Annotated in this window: 25 protein-coding genes; 14 read left to right on the top strand and 11 right to left on the bottom strand. The window is 64.4% G+C overall.

The features are described from left to right. Positions 1-132 precede the first annotated feature (132 nt). Both N8H22_RS02325 and N8H22_RS02320 read left to right on the top strand, forming a co-directional pair. Positions 133-1,056 (top strand): ABC transporter ATP-binding protein, encoded by a 924-nt coding sequence (locus N8H22_RS02325; RefSeq protein WP_264589014.1) that lies wholly within the window; start codon positions 133-135, stop codon positions 1,054-1,056. Positions 1,057-1,069: 13 nt separating this feature from the next. Beyond that, positions 1,070-1,831, top strand: a complete 762-nt coding sequence (locus tag N8H22_RS02320; RefSeq protein WP_264589013.1) for an ABC transporter permease — start codon at positions 1,070-1,072, stop codon at positions 1,829-1,831. A gap of 18 nt (positions 1,832-1,849) precedes the next feature. On the opposite strand, the gene N8H22_RS02315 is transcribed toward N8H22_RS02320, so the two are convergent. From N8H22_RS02315 to N8H22_RS02280, 8 genes are all read right to left on the bottom strand, one after another. Beyond that, positions 1,850-2,833 carry a magnesium transporter gene (locus N8H22_RS02315; protein ID WP_264589012.1) on the bottom strand — a complete coding sequence of 328 codons (984 nt, stop codon included), beginning with the start codon at positions 2,831-2,833 and terminating at the stop codon, positions 1,850-1,852. Between the two features lie 316 nt (positions 2,834-3,149). Beyond that, positions 3,150-3,740 (bottom strand): DUF2931 family protein, encoded by a 591-nt coding sequence (locus N8H22_RS02310; protein ID WP_264589011.1) that lies wholly within the window; start codon positions 3,738-3,740, stop codon positions 3,150-3,152. A gap of 14 nt (positions 3,741-3,754) precedes the next feature. Beyond that, entirely contained in the window at positions 3,755-4,396 is a 642-nt protein-coding gene (locus N8H22_RS02305; RefSeq protein WP_264589010.1) for a DUF2931 family protein, read from the bottom strand. Beyond that, positions 4,393-6,297, bottom strand: a complete 1,905-nt coding sequence (locus N8H22_RS02300; RefSeq protein WP_264589009.1) for a DUF2235 domain-containing protein — start codon at positions 6,295-6,297, stop codon at positions 4,393-4,395. Before N8H22_RS02300 ends, N8H22_RS02305 begins: the two co-directional genes overlap by 4 nt. Before the next feature lie 188 nt (positions 6,298-6,485). After that, a complete protein-coding gene (gene metK / locus N8H22_RS02295) occupies positions 6,486-7,676 on the bottom strand; it encodes a methionine adenosyltransferase (RefSeq protein ID WP_264589008.1) in 1,191 nt (396 codons plus the stop codon). Positions 7,677-7,690: 14 nt separating this feature from the next. Next, positions 7,691-8,692 (bottom strand): metalloregulator ArsR/SmtB family transcription factor, encoded by a 1,002-nt coding sequence (locus N8H22_RS02290; RefSeq protein ID WP_264589007.1) that lies wholly within the window; start codon positions 8,690-8,692, stop codon positions 7,691-7,693. 82 nt (positions 8,693-8,774) lie between these two features. Then, the gene (locus tag N8H22_RS02285; RefSeq protein WP_264589006.1) at positions 8,775-9,377 is read right to left on the bottom strand and encodes a LysE family transporter; all 603 of its coding nucleotides are present in this window, start codon (positions 9,375-9,377) and stop codon (positions 8,775-8,777) included. Then, a complete protein-coding gene (locus N8H22_RS02280) occupies positions 9,374-10,270 on the bottom strand; it encodes a TauD/TfdA family dioxygenase (RefSeq protein WP_264589005.1) in 897 nt (298 codons plus the stop codon). The genes N8H22_RS02285 and N8H22_RS02280 overlap by 4 nt, the downstream gene beginning before the upstream one ends. A gap of 162 nt (positions 10,271-10,432) precedes the next feature. Here N8H22_RS02280 and N8H22_RS02275 point away from each other — a divergent pair, with 162 nt between their 5' ends. From N8H22_RS02275 to fba, 7 genes are all read left to right on the top strand, one after another. Continuing rightward, positions 10,433-11,353, top strand: a complete 921-nt coding sequence (locus N8H22_RS02275; protein ID WP_272890695.1) for a LysR substrate-binding domain-containing protein — start codon at positions 10,433-10,435, stop codon at positions 11,351-11,353. Positions 11,354-11,443: 90 nt separating this feature from the next. Then, the gene (gene tkt / locus N8H22_RS02270) at positions 11,444-13,441 is read left to right on the top strand and encodes a transketolase (RefSeq protein ID WP_264589003.1); all 1,998 of its coding nucleotides are present in this window, start codon (positions 11,444-11,446) and stop codon (positions 13,439-13,441) included. A 106-nt stretch (positions 13,442-13,547) separates the two neighbouring features. Next, positions 13,548-14,594, top strand: a complete 1,047-nt coding sequence (gene epd / locus N8H22_RS02265; RefSeq protein WP_264589002.1) for an erythrose-4-phosphate dehydrogenase — start codon at positions 13,548-13,550, stop codon at positions 14,592-14,594. Positions 14,595-14,643: 49 nt separating this feature from the next. Then, positions 14,644-15,807 (top strand): phosphoglycerate kinase, encoded by a 1,164-nt coding sequence (locus tag N8H22_RS02260; protein ID WP_264589001.1) that lies wholly within the window; start codon positions 14,644-14,646, stop codon positions 15,805-15,807. A gap of 110 nt (positions 15,808-15,917) precedes the next feature. Beyond that, positions 15,918-16,112, top strand: coding sequence for a hypothetical protein (locus tag N8H22_RS02255; RefSeq protein WP_264589000.1), 195 nt, complete (start codon positions 15,918-15,920; stop codon positions 16,110-16,112). Positions 16,113-16,141: 29 nt separating this feature from the next. Further along, entirely contained in the window at positions 16,142-16,474 is a 333-nt protein-coding gene (locus tag N8H22_RS02250; RefSeq protein WP_264588999.1) for an MliC family protein, read from the top strand. Positions 16,475-16,646: 172 nt separating this feature from the next. After that, complete coding sequence (gene fba / locus N8H22_RS02245; RefSeq protein ID WP_264588998.1) at positions 16,647-17,711, top strand: class II fructose-bisphosphate aldolase; 1,065 nt, start codon at positions 16,647-16,649, stop codon at positions 17,709-17,711. Positions 17,712-17,768: 57 nt separating this feature from the next. Here fba and N8H22_RS02240 read toward each other — a convergent pair whose 3' ends face one another. After that, positions 17,769-18,146, bottom strand: a complete 378-nt coding sequence (locus N8H22_RS02240) for a response regulator (protein WP_264588997.1) — start codon at positions 18,144-18,146, stop codon at positions 17,769-17,771. 242 nt (positions 18,147-18,388) lie between these two features. Here N8H22_RS02240 and N8H22_RS02235 point away from each other — a divergent pair, with 242 nt between their 5' ends. From N8H22_RS02235 to N8H22_RS02215, 5 genes are all read left to right on the top strand, one after another. After that, entirely contained in the window at positions 18,389-19,012 is a 624-nt protein-coding gene (locus N8H22_RS02235; protein ID WP_264588996.1) for a class I SAM-dependent methyltransferase, read from the top strand. A gap of 182 nt (positions 19,013-19,194) precedes the next feature. Then, a complete protein-coding gene (locus N8H22_RS02230; RefSeq protein WP_264588995.1) occupies positions 19,195-19,473 on the top strand; it encodes a DUF3509 domain-containing protein in 279 nt (92 codons plus the stop codon). A 96-nt stretch (positions 19,474-19,569) separates the two neighbouring features. Continuing rightward, positions 19,570-20,043: a hemerythrin domain-containing protein gene (locus tag N8H22_RS02225; RefSeq protein ID WP_264588994.1), complete on the top strand. Its 474-nt coding sequence runs from the start codon at positions 19,570-19,572 to the stop codon at positions 20,041-20,043. A gap of 280 nt (positions 20,044-20,323) precedes the next feature. Next, entirely contained in the window at positions 20,324-20,596 is a 273-nt protein-coding gene (locus tag N8H22_RS02220; protein WP_264588993.1) for a hypothetical protein, read from the top strand. A gap of 65 nt (positions 20,597-20,661) precedes the next feature. Then, a complete protein-coding gene (locus N8H22_RS02215; protein ID WP_264588992.1) occupies positions 20,662-20,847 on the top strand; it encodes a hypothetical protein in 186 nt (61 codons plus the stop codon). A gap of 10 nt (positions 20,848-20,857) precedes the next feature. On the opposite strand, the gene N8H22_RS02210 is transcribed toward N8H22_RS02215, so the two are convergent. Together N8H22_RS02210 and yccS are read right to left on the bottom strand one after the other, a co-directional pair. Beyond that, entirely contained in the window at positions 20,858-22,039 is a 1,182-nt protein-coding gene (locus N8H22_RS02210) for an NAD(P)/FAD-dependent oxidoreductase (protein ID WP_264588991.1), read from the bottom strand. Between the two features lie 47 nt (positions 22,040-22,086). Beyond that, the gene (gene yccS / locus N8H22_RS02205) at positions 22,087-24,282 is read right to left on the bottom strand and encodes a YccS family putative transporter (protein ID WP_264588990.1); all 2,196 of its coding nucleotides are present in this window, start codon (positions 24,280-24,282) and stop codon (positions 22,087-22,089) included. Between the last annotated feature and the right edge of the window lie 169 nt (positions 24,283-24,451).

The following is a 24,451-nucleotide window of genomic DNA, read 5'->3' as shown; positions in this document are numbered from 1 at the left end:
CCGTTCAGCCGCGGCGCGTAGCATGCCGTGTTTGCGTGCGCCGCGAAATGACGATCATCAGTTACCCGGCGCCCGCCCTGCTCGTGGTTTCACTACAATCGCCCATCCACAGTTTTTCGGAGAGATGCGCCCGTGCCCCCCGTGATCGCCATCGAGCAGCTCACCAAGACTTATGCCTCGGGCTATCCGGCCCTCAAGCGGATCGACCTGCAAATCCGCAAGGGTGAAATCTTCGCCCTGCTCGGCCCCAACGGCGCCGGCAAGACCACGCTGATCAGCATCATCTGCGGCATCGTCAACCCCGGCAGCGGTCGGGTCCTGGTCGATGGTCACGATATCGTGCGCGACTACCGTGCCGCGCGCTCGAAGATCGGCCTGGTGCCGCAGGAACTGTTCAACGAAGGCTTCGAGAGCGTCTGGGCCACAGTGCGCTTTTCCCGCGGGCTGTTCGGCAAGGCGCCGGACGATGCCTTCCTGGAGAAGCTGCTACGCGACCTGTCGCTGTGGGACAAGAAGGACGCGCGCATCCTTGACCTGTCCGGCGGTATGAAACGACGGGTGATGATCGCCAAGGCGCTGTCCCACGAACCGTCGATCCTGTTCCTCGACGAGCCCACTGCCGGCGTTGACGTCGAATTGCGCCGTGACATGTGGGAAATGGTCCGCGGCCTGCGCGAACGTGGCGTGACCATCATCCTCACCACCCATTACATCGAGGAAGCCGAGGAAATGGCCGACCGCATCGGGGTGATCAGCAAAGGCGAGATCATCCTGGTCGAGGACAAGCATGTGCTGATGCACAAGCTCGGCAAGAAGCAGCTGACCCTGCATCTGCAGCGGCCCCTGGCCGAGATTCCGCCGGAGCTGGCCAGCTATCCCCTTGAGCTCACCAATGCCGGCAACCAGCTGGTGTTCACCTTCGACGCCCAGCATGAGGACACCGGCATTGCCGAGCTGCTCAAGCGCCTGGCGGCGCATGGCATCGACTTCAAGGATCTGCAGTCGAGCCAGAGCTCGCTGGAAGAAATCTTCGTCAACCTCGTTCACGGTCGCTGAGGAAAAAGCCCGCATGAATTTCTACGCGATCCGCGCGATCTACCTGTTCGAACTGGCGCGCACCTGGCGCACCTTGCTGCAGAGCATCGCCACCCCGGTGATCTCCACTTCGCTGTACTTCGTGGTGTTCGGCTCGGCCATCGGCGCGCGCATGGAGGCGATGCACGGCATTCCCTACGGTGCGTTCATCATCCCCGGCCTGATCATGATGGCGCTGCTCACCGAGAGCATTTCCAACGCCTCGTTCGGTATCTACATGCCGCGCTATTCCGGGACCATCTACGAGGTGCTGTCGGCGCCGGTTTCCTATATCGAGATCGTCATCGGCTACGTCGGTGCGGCGGCGACCAAATCGCTGATCCTCGGTGTGATCATCCTGCTCACCGCGCGGCTGTTCGTCGACTACGAGATCCAGCATCCGCTGATGATGGCGCTATTCCTGGTGCTGACGGCCGTCACCTTCTGCCTGTTCGGCTTCATCATCGGCATCTGGGCCGACGGCTGGGAGAAGCTGCAGATCGTCCCGGCGCTGATCGTCACGCCTCTGGCCTTCCTCGGTGGCAGTTTCTATTCCATCGAGATGCTGCCGCCGCTGTGGCAGAAGGTCACCCTATTCAACCCGGTGGTGTACCTGATCAGCGGCTTCCGCTGGAGTTTCTACGGTGTATCCGACATCAGCATCGGCATCAGCCTGGCGATGATCCTCGGTTTTCTCGGCGCCTGCCTGCTGGCGGTGTGGTGGATCTTCAAGACCGGCTATCGCCTGAAGAACTAGCTGTTCGCGGCACGCGGCTCAGAGCAGCGCGGTGGCAATGGCAAAGTAGATCAGGATCGACAGCAGGTCCTGGATTACCGTGGCCAGCGGCCCGCTGCCGAACGCCGGATCGAGCCCCAGCGAGTTCAGCAACCAGGGCAGCGCCATCGCGGTCAGCGTCGCCGTCGAGCAGGCGGCGAACACGCTCAGACCGAGGATCAATGCGATCTGCCCATCGCCCCAGCGCCACCACACCAGAGGCATGGCGATCAGCGCCAGCACCAGCCCCATTGCCAGCCCCACCAGCAGTTCGCGGTTGATCATCCGACGCATCTTCGCGCCCACCGAGAGACCGCGGACGATCACTGTCTCGGTCTGGGTGCCGACCGCGTCGGCCAGGTACACCAGGCCCGGGACGAAGTACGCCAGCATCACCATGCTCTGCAATTGGGCTTCGAACGATCCGACTAGGTCGGCGGCCAGCAATGCGCCGACCATGCCCAGCAACAGCCAGGGCAGGCGGTGGCGAAAGCTGCGTTCGACCGGCTCTTCACTGGCGGTACGCGCGGCCTCGCTGGACTTGGTGAAACCGCCTAGGCGCGACAGATCTTCTTCATGCTCGGCGAGCAACACGGCCAGTAGCTGGTGCGGTGAAATCACCCCGAGGAACAGGCCCTGCGGGTCGACCACCGTCAGGGCGGATTCGCGGTTGCGAACGGCGCGCCAGGCGGCGACCTCCTGATCGACGCCAGGGGCGACGATGGGGGCTTCCGGATCCATCAGCGCGGCCAGGCTGAGGTTCGCATCGGCGGCCAGCAGGTCCTCGATGCGCACGATACCGAGGAAGCGCCGTTGCTCGTCGCAGACCACGATGTGGCTGGCGCAGTCGTAGCGCTGGCCATTCAGTGCCCGCCGAGCCTCGCCGGTGCGGCACGCCGGTGCCATGACCGGTACGTTGGCGCTGGCGCGCTGGGCGGCGGTTTCGTAGCTGTCGGCGTAGGTGTCCAGTGCGGCTAGGGGCATGGCAGGCTCTCGCTGCATGGCCGCGCGATGCGGCTGTCGTTCGTCTCAAGGATAGCCGGCGGGGGTTGCTGCCGGGGTGTGTGGCGACGTGGCGTCTCGCGCCCCAGCCGATATGCCGCTGTCTGCTTGGAAGAGGTTGTGTTCGCGGACGTTCATATCAGCGGTCGCCATCCGGGCCTTCATATAGTTCGGGGCGAAGAAACCCCGGCGCCGATATTGATAGGACAGGCCGCCGGGGTTGTTCCGGCCTTGGCGCAGCCGCTGAGTAGAGGTGAGAGCGAGCTACAGGTTGCATGCAGTCATGATCGCTGCCTGTTCACCATGAGCCGTAAGGGATTCCGTGCTTTTCGATATAGGCTTTGGAGCTTTCCGAGAGGAAGTAATATTCGCCATCGGATTGGCCGCCATATGGCCCCTTGGGCTCGATTTCCGCTTGGGCGCGAAGAACTTCGATGGGCCCACCGCAGGTGCTCATGACCCAGCCTCTGACTACACCGCCAGGGGCGAGTCCCAGCGCCAGGGCATGGCGGTACTCGCTGGTACGGCAGGGTGGTTCGAGTCGTTCGCTCATCAGTTGCCGGGCGCGCTCGGGAATATCCAGGGTGACGCGGTAGGTCTGGGGTTCGGCCAGGGATTGCCAGCGCACGTAGATGTGCTTGGGCAGGTCGGCGCCGTTGACATCTTCAGGTGGCGTACGAACGGCAGCTATGCCGCTACCTACGTGGAAGAATTTCCGCCCACGGATGTCTTCCACGGCAGCTGTCTCCACCCAGACTTCCATATAGTCCGGTGCCAGGAAGCCCAGGCGCCAGTAGGGGTAGGGTAGGCTGCCAGGGGGTCTCTCGGCAGCGGTGCAGCCGCCGAGTAGCAGGACAGCAAGAATGAGCGATAGGTTGCGTGCGGTCATGATTGTTTGCCTGCTTACCATGATCCGTAAGGGATGCCGTGTTTTTCTATATAGGCCTTGGATTCAAGCTCTAGGGGCAGCGCGTACCGACCGCCAGTTTTGCCTTGGGATGGCCCCTTCGGCTCGATTTCCGCCTGGGCGCGTAGAATCTCGATTGGGCCACCGCAAGTGCTCATCACCCAGCCTCTGACCACGCCGCCGGGCGCTAGGCCCAGTGCCAGCGCATGGCGATATTCGCTGGTGCGGCAAGGTGGAACAAGCTTCTCCACCATCAGTTGCCGGGCTCGCTCGGGAATTTCGAGCGTTACCCGGTAGGTTTGGGGTTCAGCGAGCGACTGCCAGCGAACATAGATGCGCTTGGGTAGGTCGGCTCCGTTAACGTGGCGCCCGGCGCCCCAGCCCAAATTGCTGCGCCAGCGAGTAGCGTTTCCGCTGCCATCGGCAGGCTTTGCAATCGATACCGTGCCACCTCCCATTCGATGGAAGAAGTTGCCGCGGATATCTTCCACATCGGCAGTCTCCACCCACACTTCCATATAGTCCGGAGCGAGAAAGCCTAGACGCCAGTACGGATAGGGCAGGTTGCTGGCGTATTGCTCGGAGTTGGCGCAACCGGCGAGCAGGAATACCAAGAGACCCAAACATAATGATTTCATTGTTTTGCTCCGGGCATATCCTTGTAGCGCTCACGGCCATTCTCGGCAGGGGCGTTGACGAAAACCAGGTCCCAACGACCGCCGCCCTGTCCGACGGCTGCGTTCCAGTTGGATGAAAGATGGATGTAGCGCTGACGCAGTAGACGTTCCTCATCCGCATCCAGCGATCCCTTGCCGCTCTGGCTCCACGTGAGCAGCTTGTTACAGATAGGCAGCAACTCGTCAGGCAAGCCCAAATCCTCGGTTTCAGGAACCTCTTTGAAAGGTACCTTTTTGCTGGTTGCCAGCGCATGCATCACTCGCAGATACACACGAGAGAGGTGCCCATACACCGTACGCTCCAGATAGGGCGCAGCCATTACGTACTTCATCGCATCGGTACGGCTTTGGTTAAATGCTGGGAAATGTTCCCATACATCGGTCTCCAGACGTGCGGCGCGGTCCTGTGGATCGAGCAGGTCGGCCTGATGGGCGAGTTCGGTGTCCTCATGCGCCTGCTGATAGGCGAAAGTACGCAACGGGTGGGTTGCACGGCTGACCCAGCTACGACGAGGGCGAGCGACGTAGAGTCGTTCTACGGACTGGGGTAGGTAGCCCCCGCCAAGGTCGGAGTGGGCGCCCGGCAGGACGATTTCACGGTGTGGCGAGGAGACCCGGCTGAGGGCGAAGTTGAGGCGGTGTTCGTCACGGGCCACCAGATGGACGACCTGGCGGGCCGCATTGGACGCCAGATGAAGGTCGATGCCGCCATTCATGGCGTCGCTGGGGTCGGCCCAATCTTCCCAGCCGCCGATTGCCGCAACGGTATCGAACAGACCGATGAAGTTGATGATGAGGTCGCGGTTCCACTCGAAATCTGGGTCAGGCGTGAATTTTCCGTGGCGATGCAATGCACCCAATGGCCCGCTGGCACGTTGCAGTACCTGATTGGCGAAGTGTCGGGCTGCGGCCGCGCCGCGGCTGAAGCCGAAGATGTCCAGTTCGAGGGTCCCGAGCGACGAGTCAGGGTTCGCTTGCTGAAAGGTATCCAGTGCCTGAGTGATAAGTGAGAAACCTTCATCGACTTTGGCCAATACGCCAGTGTCACCTCGCCCAAGTGCCTGCCCGGGGAACAGCGTGTCTTTCTTGCCGGTTGTCGTGCCGGCTCCGGTGACGTAGACGCGAAGGATGCTGGGTGTCCTGGAGTCCTTGGGTACCGGTTCGTCGCGATAAAGCTCATACAGCCGCCAGATGTTGCTGACATCGTTCCCATAGCTACTGTCTGGATCGAGATGGTGGGCTTCGCAGCGCTGGACGACGATCTGCGCCTCTACCTCACCCAACCCGATATCCGAGGCGCGACACTGGGTACCGATCGCGCTATTACCGGCATTGTTGCCGGTGCCGTCGAAGAACACGCCGATGCGCAGGGTGACGGCCTGGCGGCTAGCGAGTTCTTCCTCTTCCTCCTCTTCTTCCAGACCGTGCGGGGCGTTGTGACCTGCCTTCTCATCCAAGACCAGGGCTTGGCCGGGGCTAGGTCGCTGCGGAGCTGGCGAGTGTCGTGAGGTGGGCGTGTCGAGGGCTTGGCTTTCTACAGCCGGCTGTAGGTTCAGTGCTGCGAGTGGCGAGAAGGGCGCCGGGACCGGCGTATTGCCGATGATCACGCTGCCGGAACCACCGATGACCACGTTGCCGTGATCCCCCAGGCTATCCAGCGTGGCGGCCGGTTTGCCGTTCAGCACATTGGCGATGAGGTTGCCGGACAGAGCGCTGCCGCAGGCGGTGGGGTCGCCCTGGCGTGCTGCAGGTAGACCGTCGAAGAGTACGTCGGGCGAGCCGGACGTGATCGGATTGTTGCCGTGCCCGGTCTTAGGGCATGCGGTGGGGTCGCCCAGGCGGGCGGCGGGTTTGCCGGACATGACCAATCTCCTTATCGGTTATCCGCGCGCCACCTTGCCTAACCGCGTCGTGGCTCCGCAAGCTGCGCGATCCGTTTTCCCGCGCTGGTTCGCACCGGTCGCCGTGCAGGCCGTCTGTTTTGTCTCCGTTGAAACGACAAAGCCCCGCACGGCTGGGCCGGCGGGGCTTTGTCAGTGCGCGTGGCTCGTTACAGCCCGGCAGCGGCGCGCAGGGCGTCGGCCTTGTCGGTACGCTCCCAGGTGAAGGCGGTGAAGGTGTCGGCACCCACCGTCATCTCGTAGGGATTGCGGCCGAAGTGGCCGTAGGCCGCAGTGGCGCGGTACATCGGGTGCAGCAGGTCGAGCATGGTGGTGATCGCGTACGGACGCAGATCGAAGTGCTCGCGCACCAGAGCGATGATCTTGTCGTCGCCGAGCTTGCCGGTGCCGAAGGTGTTCAGCGAGATGGAGGTCGGCTGAGCCACGCCGATGGCGTAGGAGACCTGAATCTCGCAGCGGTCGGCCAGGCCGGCGGCGACGATGTTCTTGGCTACGTAGCGGCCGGCATAGGCAGCCGAACGGTCGACCTTGGACGGGTCCTTGCCGGAGAAGGCGCCGCCGCCGTGACGGGCCATGCCGCCGTAGGTGTCGACGATGATCTTGCGCCCGGTCAGGCCGCAGTCACCCACCGGGCCGCCGATGACGAACTGGCCGGTCGGGTTGATGTGGAACTGGGTGTCCTTGTGCAGCAGCTCGGCTGGCAGGCAATGCTTGATGATCAGCTCCATCACCGCTTCGCGCAGGTCGCTCTGCTTGACCTCGGGGTTGTGCTGGGTCGACAGCACCACGGCGTCGATGCCGGCGACTTTGCCGTTCTCGTAGCGGCAGGTGACCTGGCTCTTGGCATCCGGACGCAGCCACGGCAGCAGGCCGTTCTTGCGGGCTTCGGCCTGGCGCTCGACCAGGGCGTGGGAGAAGCGGATCGGTGCCGGCATCAGCACGTCGGTCTCGTTGCTGGCGTAGCCGAACATCAGGCCCTGGTCGCCGGCACCCTGGTCTTCCGGCTTGGAGCGGTCGACGCCTTGGGCGATGTCCACCGACTGCTTGCCGATGATGTTGATGATGCCGCAGGTGGCGCCGTCGAAGCCGACGTCCGAACTGTTGTAGCCGATGTCGACGATGACGTCGCGCACCAGTTGCTCCAGATCGACCCAGGCGCTGGTGGTGACTTCGCCGGCGACGATCGCCACACCGGTCTTGACCAGGGTTTCACAGGCGACGCGGGCGTGCTTGTCTTCGGCGATGATGGCGTCCAGCACCGCATCGGAGATCTGGTCGGCGATCTTGTCCGGATGCCCTTCGGACACGGACTCGGAGGTGAAAATCGAGTATTCGCTCATCAATCGGTTTCCTATTACCGGTGGGTGAGTCGGTCGTCAGGGATGGGCCGGGAGAAATGCCGGGCCTGGATCTGAAAACCGTTCTTCAAGCCAATGTAGAGGCTCTCGCCGGGCGTGAGCCCCGCGGCATCGGCCCAACGGGCCAGATCGTCCTGTTCGAAGCCCAACCAGAGATCGCCGCAGGCCTCCCTGGCCCAACTCTGGTTGTGGCTGCACAGCTCGGTGATCAGCAGGCTGCCGCCCACCTTCACCAGCCGCGCCAGTTGTTTCACTGCCTCACCCGGCGCCGCCAGGTGGTGCAGCACCATGTTCAGCACCACGCAATCGGCTGCCGGGCAGTCGTCATGCAGGGCATCGGCGAGCTTCAGCTCGACGTTGCTCAGGCCCGCCTGCTCGCAGCGCGTGCGTGCCAGCTCGAGCATGGCCGGGCTGTTGTCCAGTGCGACCACCTGGCTGAAACGGCAGGCCAGCTCGGGCAGGAAGCTGCCGTCGCCCGGACCGACCTCCAGCGCGCTGGCCTGCGCCGGAAAGTTCAGCGCATCGAGCAGCGCCAGCACGCTGTCGCGATACTGCGGCAGGCCGGCGATCAGGTCCTGACGAGCCTGAAAGCTGCCGGCCATGCGCGCGAAGAAATCCTCGCTGGCGGCGCTGCGCTGGGCATGCACGGCGGCGATGCGCGCCTGGACATCCTCGGCCAGTTCCAGCTGATCGACCTCTTCCAGCAGCGCGGCGTGCAGCTTGCCGCCGAGGCTGTCGCCCTGCGGCAGGTTGCGTCGGTAGAAGATCGCGTTGCCTTCGCGCCGGGTCGCCAGCAGCCCGGCCTGGGTCAGCACCTTGAGGTGGTGGCTCATGCCCGACTGGCCGGTGGCGAAAATCTGTGCCAGCTCCAGCACGCCGAACGAATCGCTGGCCAGCGCGCGCAGCACGTTCAGGCGCAGCGCCTCGCCGCCGGCTTTGCACAGCGCGGCCAGCTGGTCGCTGGGGTCGAAACGGATCTGGGGCAGGCGCAGGCTCATAGGCCGCGCAGTCTAGTCGGTCATTTTTCGTACAGCAAGGGCAATATCAAAAAGTTTTGATATTGCCTTGTGCGGTGTAGGGTCACTGCAGCATGCGCAGCACGCCGAGGCAGCAGGACGTCAGGCCGAGGCCGACGAGGAAGTAGCTCGGCAGGACGTCCAGCAGGCGCTGCAGCAAACCCGTGCCGGTGAGGCGGCGCGACAGCAGGCTGTAGGCGAGCAGGACGGACAGGTCGATGACCGCCCAGATCGCGATCAGCGCCAGCGCCTGTGGTGCGAATGGCTGGCCGGGAAGGATGAAACCGGGCAGGAAGGCGAGGAAGAACAGGATGTCCTTGGGGTTCGACAGACCGACTGCCATCGCCCGCCAGAAGTGATGCGCGTGGCTCTTGCGCGGCCGCCCGTACTCGCTGCCGCCGCCGCAGAGGCCGTCGGCGCCGAGCCAGATCAGGTAGAGGCCGCCGAGCACCTGGCCCCATTCGAGAATCACCGGCTCGAGGTCGAGCGCCAGATAGATCGCCAGCAGCGCCGCGAGCATCAGCACCTGGGCCGAAAGCACACCGCCGAGGATCGTCCACAGCGGCCAGACGCGTCGGGCATCGGCGACTACCAATGCCACCACTGGGCCGGGGGAGGCGATCAGCAGGGCCACCGCGGCGGCGAAGGCGAGGTAGGTGGCGTTCATAGTTCGGTCACCAGGCCGTAGACCCGCGATTGCTTGCCCAGGCGCTCGGTGTAGTAGCGCGCGTTGCAGATGGCGAAGGTGCGCTGCATCCAGCGGTCGCTGCCGTCGAAGCGGGCGCCGAACGGGCTGCGTGCATGCACGGTGCGGCGGTTGTCGATGATCAGCAGGTCACCCGGGTCCAGCCGCACCGGCTCGACGACGCTCCAGGCAATGTCGCGCAGGCGTTCCAGCAGGGACTGCGCGCGGTTGCTGAAGGCCAGCATGAACTGTGGGTCGAAGCGCAGAAATGGCGCGTCGGGGTCGCCGTAGAGCACCGTCTGGTGCTTGTCGATGTCGATGCGCTGGTTCTTCTCGCTTGGCCCGTAATCGGAAAGGAAGTTGTAGGGCTCGTTGAGGAAGAACAGCTGCTCCTCGTAGCTCAGCTTGTCGAGGATGCGCTCCACCGATGCCACGTAGGTGATCGCCTCGCTGGTCGGGTCCTGGCGCAGGCAGAGCAGCAGCAGGTAGTCAGGCTGGATGGCGTGGAAGGCGTTCTCGGTATGCAGGTCCAGCTCCGTGTCGAAGCTGTCGGACGTCGCCGCCCGGGATTGCGTCCGGTGCGGAAAGAAGTTGTTGATGATCGAGCCGCCGGACTCCTGCACGTAACCGACCGGCTCGCCCAGCAGGGCGGCCGCCTGCAGCAGCAGGCGCTCGCTGCTGTCATCGTCCTTGCACAGCGATTCGCGGCTGCTCGGAGTGGGAGGGATTTCGCCGATCGGCAGCTGCGTCAGGCGCATGAAGCCGGCCGGGTTGCCGAATAGTTTGAAGTTGAGGATCTGCGCGATCTGACGCTGATTCAATCCGCCATGGGTGATGCTGGCAGCCAGAAGGTGGTCGAAATTATCCGCGGACATGTCATCCTTCCCTGAGTTTTACTTATTCGAGGCGTGGGCCTGATCGAGCGGCAGAGCGTCGATGAAGTCTGTCGCAGCGGAGTATCGGAACGGAGCGAGGCGTTGAAAAATGGAAAAAACGGTCTGCTGGAATGAGTTTTACTCATGCTGCTGGGGTGCGCGATGACGCCGCGGTTGCCACCGCTGTATGCGTTGCGCGCCTTCGAGGTGGCGGCCCGCTTTGGTTCCTTTACCGAGGCGGCGCAGAGCCTGTGCATCACCCAGAGTGCGGTCAGTCGGCATGTGAAGACACTGGAGGAGCAGCTGGGCTGCCAGCTGTTCGAGCGGCGAGGCTCCAAGCTGGCGCTGACCGATACCGGGCGGCGGCTGGCGCAGGAGCTGAAGGTCGGTTTTCGCACCATCGAGAGCGCCTGCGTCGCGGTGACCCGCCAGCGTGGCGCGCTGCGCCTGAAGGCGCCCTCGACGCTGACCATGCGCTGGCTGCTGAGCACGCTGGAAGCCTTCCAGCAGGCGTATCCGCGTCAGCGTGTGCAGTTGACCAGCGCCTGGATGGACGTGGATGCGGTGGACTTTCACAGCGAACCGTTCGACTGCGCGATCCTGCTCGGTGACGGCAATCTGCCGGTCGATTTCAATCGCCTGAAACTGTTCGACGAGTGGCTGGTGCCGGTTTGCGCACCGGCGCTGCTGGGCACATCGCCCTGGGATGCGGCGCGACTGGCAGCGGCGGAGCTGATTCATCCGTCACGCGACTGTCGCGACTGGCGGCGCTGGCTGGAACGCGTCGGTCTGGCCGATGCGGTGGCCTGGCAGCAGGGCAAGCTGTTCGACACGCTGGAGCTCGGGATTTCCGCGGCGGCGCAGGGGCACGGCGTATCGATCGGCGACCTGGCGCTGGTCGGCGCCGAGCTGGCGCGCGGTACGCTGGCGCTGCCGTTCGATGCCGCGGTGCGCTCCGGCGACAGTTACTACTTGGTCTGGCCGGCGCACGGCGAGGTACACCCGGTGCTGGCGCAGATGCAGGACTACCTGCTCGCGCACCTGCCGGCCGTGCAGGCTCAGGGAATACGCCTGCTCGATTGACGCTCGGCCATTTCAATCATTGCCCCCTCTCCCGCGAAAGGGGAAAATGGCCGCCTTTTTCTACGTATCACCCCCGCAGGAGATTCAGCGATGCCCAGCCGTCGTGAGCGAGCCAATGCCATCCGCGCCCTCAGCATGGATGCCGTGCAGAAAGCCAACAGCGGCCACCCGGGTGCCCCGATGGGCATGGCGGACATCGCCGAAGTGCTCTGGCGCGACCACTTGAAGCACAGCCCGACCAACCCCAAGTGGGCCGACCGCGACCGCTTCGTGCTGTCCAATGGTCACGGCTCGATGCTGATCTACTCGCTGCTGCACCTGACGGGCTATGACCTGTCCATCGACGACCTGAAGAACTTCCGCCAGCTGCACAGCAAGACCCCGGGCCACCCGGAGTTCGGCTACACCGCCGGCGTCGAGACCACCACCGGCCCGCTGGGCCAGGGCATCGCCAACGCCGTGGGTTTCGCCCTGGCCGAGAAGATCATGGCCGCCCAGTTCAACCGCCCCGGCCACGAGATCGTCGATCACAACACCTACGTGTTCCTCGGTGACGGCTGCATGATGGAAGGCATCAGCCACGAGGTCTGCTCGCTGGCCGGTACGCTCGGGCTGAACAAGCTCACCGCGTTCTACGATGACAACGGCATCTCCATCGACGGCGAGGTGCACGGCTGGTTCACCGACGACACCCCGCGACGCTTCGAGGCTTACGGCTGGCAGGTGATCCGCAACGTCAACGGCCACGACGCCGACGAGATCCAGATCGCCATCGAAACCGCACGCAAGAGCGACCGTCCGACACTGATCTGCTGCAAGACCATCATCGGCTTCGGCTCGCCGAACAAGCAGGGCAAGGAAGAATCCCACGGTGCTGCGCTGGGTGACGCCGAGATCGCCCTGACCCGCGAGGCGCTGGGCTGGAACCACCCGCCGTTCGAGATTCCCGCCGAGATCTACGCCGAGTGGGACGCCAAGCAGAAGGGCGCCGAGGCCGAGAACGAGTGGAACCAGCGCTTTGCCGCCTACGCCGCTGAGTTCCCGGAACTGGCCGCCGAGTTCAAGCGGCGCATGGCTGGTGAGCTGCCGGCGGACTTTGCCGAGAAGGCCTCACAGTTCATCCGCGAGGTCGCCGAGAAGGGCGAAACCATCGCCAGCCGCAAGGCCAGCCAGAATTGCCTGAACGCCTTCGGCCCGCTGCTGCCGGAACTGCTCGGCGGCTCGGCGGACCTGGCCGGCTCCAACCTGACCCTGTGGAAGGGTTGCAAGCCGGTGGTCGCCGAGGACGCCTCGGGCAACTACATGTATTACGGCGTGCGCGAGTTCGGCATGAGCGCGATCATGAACGGCGTCGCCCTGCACGGCGGCCTGGTTCCCTACGGCGCCACCTTCCTGATGTTCATGGAATATGCGCGCAACGCGGTGCGCATGTCGGCGCTGATGAAGCAGCGCGTGCTCTATGTATTCACCCACGACTCCATCGGCCTCGGCGAGGATGGCCCGACCCACCAGCCGATCGAGCAGCTGACCAGCCTGCGTACCACGCCGAACCTGGACACCTGGCGCCCGGCCGATACCGTCGAATCGGCGGTCGCCTGGAAGTACGCCCTCGAGCGCAAGGACGGCCCGAGCGCGCTGATCTTCTCGCGCCAGAACCTGCCGTTCCACGTGCGTGACAACGAGACCGAAGCGGCCATCGCCCGCGGCGGCTACATCCTGAAGAACTGCCAGGGCGAGCCGGAGCTGATCCTCATCGCTACCGGTTCCGAGGTCAGCCTGGCAGTGCAGGCAGCCGCGAAGCTCACTGAGCAGGGCCGCAAGGTCCGTGTCGTCTCGATGCCGTGCACCAGCGTGTTCGATGCGCAGGACGCCGCCTACAAGCAGCAGGTGTTGCCGGTGGAAGTCGGTGCGCGCATCGCCATCGAGGCGGCGCATGCGGACTACTGGTACAAGTACGTCGGTCTGGACGGCCGCATCATCGGCATGACTACCTACGGCGAGTCGGCCCCGGCCAACCAGCTGTTCGAGGAGTTCGGCTTCACTGTCGATAACATCCTCGCGGTGGCCGAAGAGCTGCTGGAAGACTGATATCGCGCGGTGGTGGATGGCTTCGGCCGTCCACCCTACGTAAATCACCTTGTGTAGGGTGGAGAACCCGCGCAGCGGTTTTCCATCGACAGGATCGACGAATCCGATGGCCAACGCCCGTCCCTATCGCGTCGCCCTCAACGGCTACGGCCGCATCGGCCGTTGCGTGCTGCGTGCATTCTATGAGCGCGGCGCAGCCTTCGATTTTCAGTTCGTCGCCCTCAACGATCTGGCCGACATGGCCAGTCTGGAATACCTCACCCGTTTCGACTCCACCCACGGCCGCTTTCCCGGCGAGGTGAGCGTGGATGGCGACTGCCTGCATCTGAACGGCCATTGCGTGAAGGTGCTGCGCGAGTCGACCCCGGAGGCCATCGACTGGCGGGCGCTGGGCGTGGACCTGGTGCTGGAATGCTCGGGTGCCTACACCACTCGCGCCGATGGCGAGCGCTTCCTCGCCGCCGGCGTGCCGCGGGTGCTGTTCTCGCAGCCGATGGCCAGCGCCGCCGACATCGACGCCACCGTGGTGATGGGCATCAACCAGCAGCAGCTGACGGGCACCGAACGGCTGGTGTCCAATGCCTCGTGCACCACCAACTGCGGGGTGCCGCTGCTCAAGCTGCTCAACGATGCACTCGGGATCGAGTACGCCTCGATCACCACCATCCATTCGGCGATGAACGACCAGCCGGTGATCGACGCCTATCACCACGAAGACCTGCGCCGCACGCGCTCGGCCTTCCAGTCGGTGATTCCGGTGTCCACCGGTCTGGCGCGTGGCATCGAGCGCCTGCTGCCGGAACTCTCCGGGCGGATTCAGGCCAAAGCGGTGCGAGTGCCGACGGTGAACGTCTCCTGCCTGGATATCACCCTGCAGACCGCGCGCGATACCGATGCGCAGACGATCAACCGGGTGCTGCGTCAGGCCGCTGAAAGCGGCCCGCTGAAGGGACTGCTGGCCTACACCGAGCTGCCGCATGCCAGTTGCGATTTCAATCACGACCCGCATTCGGCGATCGTCGACGGCAGCCTGACGCGGGTCTCCGGGCCGCGGCTGGTGAACCTGCTGGCCTGGTTCGACAACGAATGGGGCTTCGCCAATCGCATGCTGGACGTCACCGAACATTATCTGCGCGTGGCTCATCGCGCCTAGCGAGCCGCGCCTGCAACATCGCTGCCTATCGACCTTAAGGAAGATCAACATGACCGTTTTGAAGATGACCGACCTCGACCTCGCCGGTAAGCGCGTGCTGATCCGCGAAGACCTCAACGTGCCGGTGAAGGATGGCGCGGTGAAGAGCGACGCACGCATCCTCGCCTCGCTGCCGACCATCAAGCTGGCGCTGGAGAAGGGCGCCGCGGTGCTGGTCTGCTCGCACCTGGGGCGTCCGGAAGAGGGTGTCTACAGCGAGGAAGACAGCCTCAAGCCGGTCGCCGATTACCTGTCCAAGGCCCTCGGTCGCGAGGTGCCGCTGGTCAAGGACTACCTTGAGGGCGTCGAGGTCAAGCCGGGCGAGCTGGTGCTGCTGGAGAACGTGCGCTTCAACAAGGGCGAGAAGAAAAACACCGACGAGCTGGCGCAGAAATACGCCGCGCTGTGCGACGTCTTCGTCATGGACGCCTTCGGCACCGCGCACCGCGCCCAGGGTTCGACCCATGGCGTGGCCAAGTTCGCCAAGGTCGCCTGCGCCGGCCCGCTGCTGGCCGCCGAGCTGGAAGCACTGGGCAAGGCGCTGGACAAGCCGGCACGGCCGATGGTTGCCATCGTCGCCGGTTCCAAGGTGTCGACCAAGCTCGACGTGCTGACCTCGCTCGCCGATATCTGCGACCAGCTGATCGTCGGCGGCGGCATCGCCAACACCTTCCTCGCCGCGGCCGGCTACAAGGTTGGCAAGTCGCTGCATGAAGCCGATCTGCTCGACACCGCCAAGGCGATCGCCGCCAAAGTCGCCGTGCCGCTGCCGGTTGACGTGGTGGTCGCTAAGGAATTCGCCGAGAGTGCCGAGGCCACGATCAAGGCCATCGGCGACGTCGCCGACGACGACATGATCCTCGACATCGGCCCGAAGACCGCGGCCATGTTCGGCGAAATGCTCAAGGCCTCGCAGACCATCCTCTGGAACGGCCCGGTCGGCGTGTTCGAATTCGACCAGTTCGGCAACGGCACCAAGGTCCTGGCCCAGGCCATCGCCCAGAGCCCGGCGTTCTCCATTGCCGGTGGCGGCGACACCCTGGCGGCGATCGACAAGTACGGCGTGGCCGAGCAGATCTCCTACATTTCCACCGGTGGTGGTGCCTTCCTCGAGTTCGTCGAGGGCAAGGTGCTGCCGGCGGTCGAGGTGCTGGAACAGCGCGGCGCCGAGTAACCGCCACCACGTGCCGGGCGGGCAGCGGCTTGCTCGGCAGGCAACGGCGTGGCAACCCCGGCCGGCGCCTGTGGTCTCTGTTCTGTCAGACACAGGAAAGGGGATGCATCATGCGCTATGCCGTTGTTGCTGTTTGCTGTCTGGGACTGGCCGGTTGTGCCGGCAGTCCGCCGGAGACGGCCTGCGAAGTATTCGAGCCGCCGGCGGCGAGTGGCCCCACGGCCGAGCGTGATCAGCGCGTCGAGATGCAGGCCAGTGGCGACCCGACGGTGACCACCCGTAACGATCTGCAGGATTGTCCCTGAACCCAGCCACCGACTGCCAAGGAGCGGGAATGAAAGGCTTGTCGACCCTCGCGGTCACTCTGTTGCTTGCCGGCTGCGGCCACTGGCAATCCGGGCCGGACGCGCCGTTCGTGCGCTGGAAGTGCCAGGGCCAGCAGTACATCGCCTGGCGCTACGCCGATGCCGGGCACGCGGCGATCGATCTCAGGATTGGTAATAGCGAACGCATTCACAGGCTGAAGAAGGAACCTGCCACCTACGGCAGTTTCTATAGCGACGGCGTGATCGCGTTCCATGACAAGGGCAACGAGGCGCTGGTCTACCGCGTGGCCGACGACGAGCTGCTGGCTCACGGCTGCAGCGCTTCGTTGATCAACCTCTGACCAGCGGCGGACTCGGCGGTCGCGGTGCGTCTGCCGCCAAAACCTAGGGTGAACGCTGGTAATCGGCGCGCCCGCCACTACAATGCCGCGCCCAGCGTGTCGCGCTTGAACAGCGCCGGCCACTGCGGCAGGCTTACACGATTAAACGACCCTGACCGGGAGAAAGGAAAACATGGCACTCATCAGCATGCGCCAGATGCTCGACCACGCCGCCGAGTTCGGCTATGGCGTGCCGGCCTTCAACGTCAATAACCTCGAGCAGATGCGCGCCATCATGGAAGCGGCCGACAAGACCGATTCCCCGGTGATCGTCCAGGCTTCCGCCGGTGCGCGCAAATATGCGGGCGCCCCGTTCCTGCGCCATCTGATCCTCGCCGCCATCGAAGAATTCCCGCACATCCCGGTGTGCATGCACCAGGACCATGGCACCAGCCCGGACGTCTGCCAGCGCTCGATCCAGCTGGGCTTTTCCTCGGTGATGATGGACGGCTCGCTGAAGGAAGACGGCAAGACCCCGGCCGACTATGACTACAACGTGCGCGTGACCCAGCAGACCGTGGCCTTCGCGCATGCCTGCGGCGTCTCCGTGGAAGGCGAGCTGGGTTGCCTGGGCAGCCTGGAAACCGGCATGGCCGGCGAGGAAGATGGCGTCGGCGCCGAGGGCGTGCTCGATCACAGCCAGCTGCTGACCGATCCGGAAGAAGCCGCGCAGTTCGTCAAAGCCACCAAGGTCGACGCCCTGGCCATCGCCATCGGCACCAGCCACGGCGCCTACAAGTTCACCAAGCCGCCGACCGGCGACACCCTGTCGATCCAGCGCATCAAGGAAATCCATGCGCGCATCCCCGACACCCATCTGGTGATGCATGGTTCCTCCTCGGTGCCGCAGGAGTGGCTGAAGATCATCAACCAGTACGGCGGCGAGATTGGCGAAACCTACGGCGTGCCGGTCGAGGAAATCGTGCAGGGCATCAAGTACGGCGTGCGCAAGGTCAACATCGACACCGACCTGCGCCTGGCCTCCACCGGCGCGATCCGCGAGTTCCTGGCGAAGAACCCCAGCGAGTTCGACCCGCGCAAGTACTTCGCCAAGACCATCGCGGCCATGCGCGACATCTGCATCGCCCGCTACGAAGCGTTCGGCACCGCCGGCAATGCCTCCAAGATCAAACCGATCTCCCTGGAAGGCATGTTCCAGCGTTATGCCAGTGGCGAACTGGATCCGAAGATCAACTGATCCGACCCGCAAGAAAGAGCCCGCGCAATGCGGGCTCTTTCATTTCTGCTGGCTGGCTCAGCCTGCCAGCAGCTGCTGGATCTGGCTGCGCAGCGAATCCAGCGAGAATGGTTTGGCCAGCACCGGCGCGGAGCGGGCGATGGGACTGCCGGATTCGTAGATTTCGATCGGATAGCCGCTGATGAAGATGACCTTGAGGTCGGGGCGCAGCTTGAGCGCCGGCTCGGCGATCATCACTCCGGAAACCCCGCCTGGCAGCCGGAAGTCGCTCACCAGCAGGTCGAGACGCGGTTTCGTCGCGAGGATCTCGAACGCGCGGGTGGCGCTGTCCGCCTCCAGCACCTGATAGCCTTCGCTGGCCAGGTAATCGGAAAGCAGACAGAGAATGTGCGGCTCGTCTTCGACGAGTAGAACGACTTTTGAGGAGGACTTCATCACTGCAATTCTCGACGCCTTCTGTGAACGTTTTGCGGCAGCGCCGTCGAGGCGGGCGCTGTGGGTTGGAGCGAGTGCGCTGGTGCAAGTTCAGCGATCGACACGTCCTCGTCAACCGCGACCTTGGTGGCTGCTGCGGCTGGCCGACCTGCCGAGGTTCAGCAGAGTCGCTCTGCCCGGGGTTTGGCAGTAGCGATCGAGAGGGTTAGGCTGCGATTTTTCCTGTCGCCCAAGTCCGTGTCATGACCGACCCCGAACAGCTGCGTACCATCGTCGAGGGCACGCTCGATCACTATCGGCATAGCGCCGAAGCCTTTCGTGCCGGCACCCGTGACCACGACGTCAGCCAGAACATCGCGGCCTTGCTGCGACATATCCAGGCGGCGCCACCGCTGCGCATCCTTGATCTCGGCTGCGGCCCTGGGCGGGACCTGAAGAGCTTCACGGCACTCGGCCATATCGCGGTGGGGCTGGATGGCGCCGAGCCGTTCGTCGCCATGGCACGTGCCGAGAGCGGCTGCGAGGTGTGGCAGCAGGACCTGCTGCAGCTCGATCTGCCGGAGGAAACCTTCGATGGCATCTTCGCCAACGCCGTGCTGTTCCACCTGCCCAGCCGGGAGCTGCCACGTGTGCTGCGCCAGCTGCACGCGACGCTCAAGCCGCGCGGGGTGCTGTTCTGCTCCAATCCGCGGGGGCAGAACGAGGAGGGCTGGAGCGGCGATCGTTACGGTTGCTGGTACGACTGGCCGACCTGGCGCGAACTGCTGTGCGCAGCTGGGTTCCTCGAGCTGGAACACTACTACCGGCCCAGCGGTCTGCCACGTGCCCAGCAGCCATGGCTGGCGAGTGTCTGGCGCAAGAACTGAACCGTGCGCCAAGTCCCGCAGAATGCAAGCCCAGCGGTGCGCGATCATGCGTTATGCACGGTGTCTGTTTTGCGTGTTAATGCATAACATATTGATTTAAAAGTAAATATTGCTGATCTTCGGATTGGCACGAACACTGCTCCTACGTCCGGTGCTGGAACTTTTACCGGAGTACAGAACAAATGACTGCTGCCCAACGTTACCTCGCTGCCGCTTTCCCCGAGTTCGAAGTGCTCACCACTCCGCGTCCGGATGGCGGATTGCTGCTGACCCTGCGCAACGATGATCGGATCATCATCAAGCGCGCCCTGTCCAAGGGCCAGACCCAGGCGGACATCCAGCTGGAATGGGTGGTCAGCTCGGTTCGTCGTGACCTGGCCCTGGAGGCTGGTATGTCACCGGCCATTGCGCATCTGCAGAGCCAGAGCCGTACGGCCCTGCCGACCTACGAGTACGCCTAAGCGGTCACGGGCTGTGCCCGCACACGTGGCGCAGCCCCGCCCAACCGGGCCGTCGAGCCCGGCACCGCGAACCTACCGCTACGAGAGGAATGCCTGATGAATGCCATCGACCTGCTGATCCAGGACCATGAGCGTGTGAAGGAAATTCTGACGCGCCTGACCGAGTCCACCGAACGCGCGGTCAAGACCCGCGCCGAGCTGCTGCACAAGCTGGAGATGGAAGTGACCATCCATACCCAGCTGGAAGAGCAGATCCTCTATCCGGCCTACAAGGAAGCTGGCGGCAAGGAGGAACTGAAGATGTATCACGAGGCCAAGGAAGAGCACCGCGCGGTCGACTCGCTGGTGCTGCCGGACCTCAAGGCCACTGAGCCGGGCAGCGTGGAGTTTTCCGGCCGCGCGAAGGTGTGCAAGGAGCTGCTCGAACACCATATCGAGGAGGAGGAGTCCGAGATGTTCCCCGAGGCGCGCGAGCTGTTCGATGCGGCGCAACTGGAGGACATGGGCAAGCAGATGGAGGCCCTGCGCAGCCGTCTGAAGAAGGACTTCAGCGCCAAGCAGGCGGCCTGATTTCCCTGCGGGGCACAAGTCGTCGAGTGGCACGGCGTTGGTGGCTCGTGGTGGCATCCGTCACGGGCTGTTGGTGCTGGTCGACTCGCTGTTCGCCGGCTGGAGCATGCAAGACCACTGGTTCTGCGGTTCGGAGCCGGTCGACGTAGTCGCACCTTTTCGTCGCACAAGAAAATACTGGTCAGCGGCACTCTTGCCCGATCCGCGGGTCTACCTCCCGTGAATCTTGATGATTCAGTACTTGCCGGCCAACCGTCGGCTCACCCGAAGGAGGTTATCCATGCGTCTAACTTATTTACTGCCACCGCTTCTCGGTCTGCTGCTGGTCGGTTGTGGCGAGGAGAAGAAGTCGGAGCCCACGCCGCCGCCGGCGACCACCGAGCAGCCTGCTGCACCGTCGACCGCTCCGGCACCGACGCCGGCTCCTGAGACTGGCACGGGTACCGGGACCAGCGGCGGCATGACAACTCCACCGGCAGGTGGCACGGATACCGAATCTGGTTCCGGCACCGCGCCGAGCACCGGCACTGGCACGAGCGGCAGCTCGCAGTGATCGGTCGTGGCTGCGGGAGCCTGCGCTCCTGCAGCCAATGCTGCTGAAACGCTTCGGAGGTACTGATGAAGCCATTCTCTCTGCTGCTGTGCGCTTCTCTCGTCCTGCCGCTTACCGGCTGTTCGCCGGAGGATGAGAAAAACTCGGCCCTGGACAACGTCGAGGACAATGCTCAGGAGTACCACAACACCGCCACCGACCCCGCCGGCCCGCGCGAAATCTCGCCGCCGTCGAGCCCGCCCAGTCAGTGAGGGCTCGCCCTCAGACGTATTGCGCCGCCGCGTAGCCCGAAGCCCATGCCCACTGGAAGTTGAAGCCGCCGAGATGGCCGGTGACATCCAGCACCTCACCGATGAAGTACAGCCCCGCTGATTTCTGCGACTCCATGGTCTTGGACGATACCTCGCGAGTGTCCACACCACCCAGCGTCACTTCGGCCGTGCGATAACCCTCGGTACCGGCTGGCACCAGTGTCCACTCGGCGAGTCGTGTTGCTATGCCTTTCAGCTCCGTCGGGGTGTACTGCTTGAGCGGCTTCGAGGCGAACCACTGCTCGCTGAGCAGGCCCGCCATCTTGCGGGTGAATACCTCGCCCAGCACCGTCTTCAGCTCCACGTTCGGCCGCGCGACCTGTTCGTCGAGCAGCCAGCGTTCGGCATCGCGATCGGGCAGCAGGTTGATCGTCAGTGCATCGCCGGCCTGCCAGTAGGAGGAGATCTGCAGCATCGCCGGACCACTGAGGCCGCGGTGGGTGAACAGCAGGTTTTCGCGGAAACTCTGACCGTTGCAGCTGGCCAGGCAATCCACCGAAGTGCCCGACAGCTCGCCGCACAGCGCTTTGAGCGATGGCTCGGTAATGGTGAACGGCACCAGCCCGGCGCGGGTCGGCAGCACGTGGTGGCCGAACTGGCGGGCGATCTGGTAGCCGAAGCCGCTGGCGCCGAGCGTCGGGATCGACAGCCCGCCGGTGGCGACCACCAGTGACTGGCAGTGCACCTCGCCTGCGCTGGTCTGCAGCGCGTAGCCTGTTGCCGTTTTCTCGATCGTCTCGACCGTGGTGGCGAGACGCAGGTCGACACCGGCTTGGGCGCACTCGTCGAGCAGCATCTCGAGAATGTCGCTGGACTTGTTATCGCAGAACAGCTGGCCGAGCTTCTTCTCGTGATAGGGCACGCCGTGGCGGCTGACCATCTCGATGAAGTCCCACTGGGTGTAGCGCGCCAGCGCCGACTTGCAGAAGTGCGGATTGCCGCAGAGGAAGTTCGCCGGCTCGGTATACAGGTTGGTGAAATTGCAGCGCCCGCCGCCGGACATGAGGATCTTCTTGCCGGCCTTGTTGGCGTGATCGAGCAGCAGCACCTGGCGGCCGCGCAGCGCCGCGCTGAATGCACACATCAACCCGGCCGCGCCGGCGCCGATGATGATGACGTCTGTGGTTCGCACGGTATGCCCTCGTTCGCAAAGGCGCGCATCTTACCGCGCCGATCGGTTTACGGCTGCCCGGCGGGCTCGATGGTGCCCTGCTTGAGCAGATGCACGGCCATGCTGCGCAGCGGCGCCAGCTGCCGGCAGATCAAGCCGAGCTGCGTTTGCACCAGACGGTGGCCGTCGTCGATGTCGTCGGGAAGCTGTTCCAGCCGCTCGGCCAGGGCATCTTCCGCTTCGCTGTGGAGCGCCAGCGGGCGGTTGTCGCGCAGCGCCGCTGCCAGTTCATCGAGACTTTGCGCCAGGCATTCGGCGGCCGATTCCAGCAGTGCGTCGCTGGCGTCGTCCGGCAGACTCTCGCGATGGGCGCCCAGCCCGGACAGGTAGTTGAGCAGGGTGTGGGAGAGCACCAGGAAGCGGAAGCCGGTCTCGGCGTCCTTGCGAAAGTGCCCGGGCTCCAGAAGCATGTTCGACAGTGTGGTCGACAGCGCCGCGTCGGCGTTGTGCGCGTTGCGCCGGGCCAGGCGGTAGGCCAGGTCGTCGTGCTTGCCACTCTCGTACTGGTGCATGATCTGCCGCAGGTAGTCGCTGTTGCAGCTCAGCGTGTTGGCCACCACCTGGTTCAGCCGGCGGCCTTGCCAGTCCGGCAGGATCAGGAATACCGCGGTCGCAGCGATGGCGCTGCCCAGCAGGGTATCGAACAGGCGTGGCCAGATCAGCCCGTAGCCGTCGCCGACCTGGTTGAAGCAGAACAGCACCAGCAGGGTGATCGCGGCCGTCGCCAGGGTGTAGCGCGTGCTCCGGGTAGCGAAGAACACCACGCCGGCGGCCACGGCGAACAGCGCCTGCACCGGCTGGCTGGGAAACAGGTCGAACAGTGCCCAGCCGGCGACCAGACCGAGGATGGTGCCGCCCACCCGCTGCACCAGCTTGATCCGCGTGGCGCCGTAGTTTGGCTGGCAAACGAATACCGTGGTCAGCAGCACCCAGTAGCCCTGTTCCGGGTGGATGGCATGCAACACTGCGTAGCCGCAGACCAATGCGATGCTCATGCGCAGTGCATGGCGGAATAGCAGCGAGGTCGGCGTCAGCTGCAGACGGATGCGGCTGAACGCCTCGCTTAGCGACTGCGGCTGGCGATCCAGCAGGCTGCTGTCTTGTTCGCCGACCAAGGCATCCGGGTTGCTCGCACTGGCGAGCTGGCGCTGCATGGTCGAGAGGTTGCCCGACAGCGCGCGTAGCGAGCGCAGCAGGCCGCGCCAGGCCGGGTTCTGTTGTTCGCGCAGATGCTCCAGCGAGGCCTGCAGATCGTCGAGCGCCTGTGCATTGGCCTCGCTGTAGCGGAACGGCTGGCGCAGCTGGATGGCGTCGCCGAGTTCGGCGCAGGCGCTGGCCTGCAGACGCAGCAGGCGCTGGCAGCGGAACAGCACGTCGCTGTGGAAGAACGCCTCGGCCAGCGCCTGGTAGGGGTAGTGCGAGGAGCTGACCCGCTCGTGCAGGTCCTGGGCGAGGAAGTACAGCTTCAGATAGTGGTTGATCTTCACCCCGGGCCGGCCATTGCCCAGACGGTGCAGCAGGGTTTCCTTGGCCGCATTGAGCGCATTGACGACCTGGCCGTTCTGCTGCGCCAGGTGCAGCCGGCGCTCTTCCACGTCGAGCTGGCGTACCGGCTCGAACAGCATCGCCTTCAGCTTGAAGTACTGTCCCAGCTCGCGATACAAGCGCGCCAGGCTCTGCTGCACCGGTTGATGGGCGAACAGCGCGTTCCACAGCACCGAGAGCAGTCCGTACCAGGTGGCGCCGGCGACCAGCAGCAGCGGATCGCGCCAGAAGTGCAGCATCACGCCGTCGCGCTGATCGGCGGCGATCATGCTGTAGATCGACAGGATCAGCGTGGCCTGGGCGATCGTCGCGTAGCGCTCGCCCAGTGCGCCGAGCATCACCAGGGCGAAGGCCGAAGCCGCCAGGCCGAGGGTGAACAGCCACGGGTAGGGAAATAGCAGCTCCACCGAAATCGAGGCCACGCTGAAGCACACCAGGGTCACCAGCAGCGCACTCAGCCGGCCGCGCCAGCTGTCGTCGGTTTCCGCCAGGGCACTGGCAATGATGCCCAGGAACAGCGGAATCATGAGTCCGGGCTGGTCGAGCCCCCAGCTCAGGCCCATGCTGCCGGCCAGCGCGATAAACACCCGCAGGCTGTAGCCGAACTTCTCCAGCGCCCAGAGGCGACGTAGGGATTGGCTGAGCGAGGGAGTCGGCATAAGTGGGACGACCTTGGCTGGAGTAGACGCTATTGGACGTCGGCGCGGTGCGGCTGTCACGCGTCTCCGCCATCAGCTTCGTCTGCTGCAAAGCTTATACCGTTCGCCCCGTATCACTGCAGCGTCAGTGCATGCGCCCTACCTGTCGTGGGGCGCATGACGGGTGCTC

It is taken from the genome of Stutzerimonas sp. S1, from assembly GCF_025966695.1.
Lineage (GTDB): Bacteria > Pseudomonadota > Gammaproteobacteria > Pseudomonadales > Pseudomonadaceae > Stutzerimonas.
This window is presented reverse-complemented; position numbering and strand designations above follow the sequence as displayed.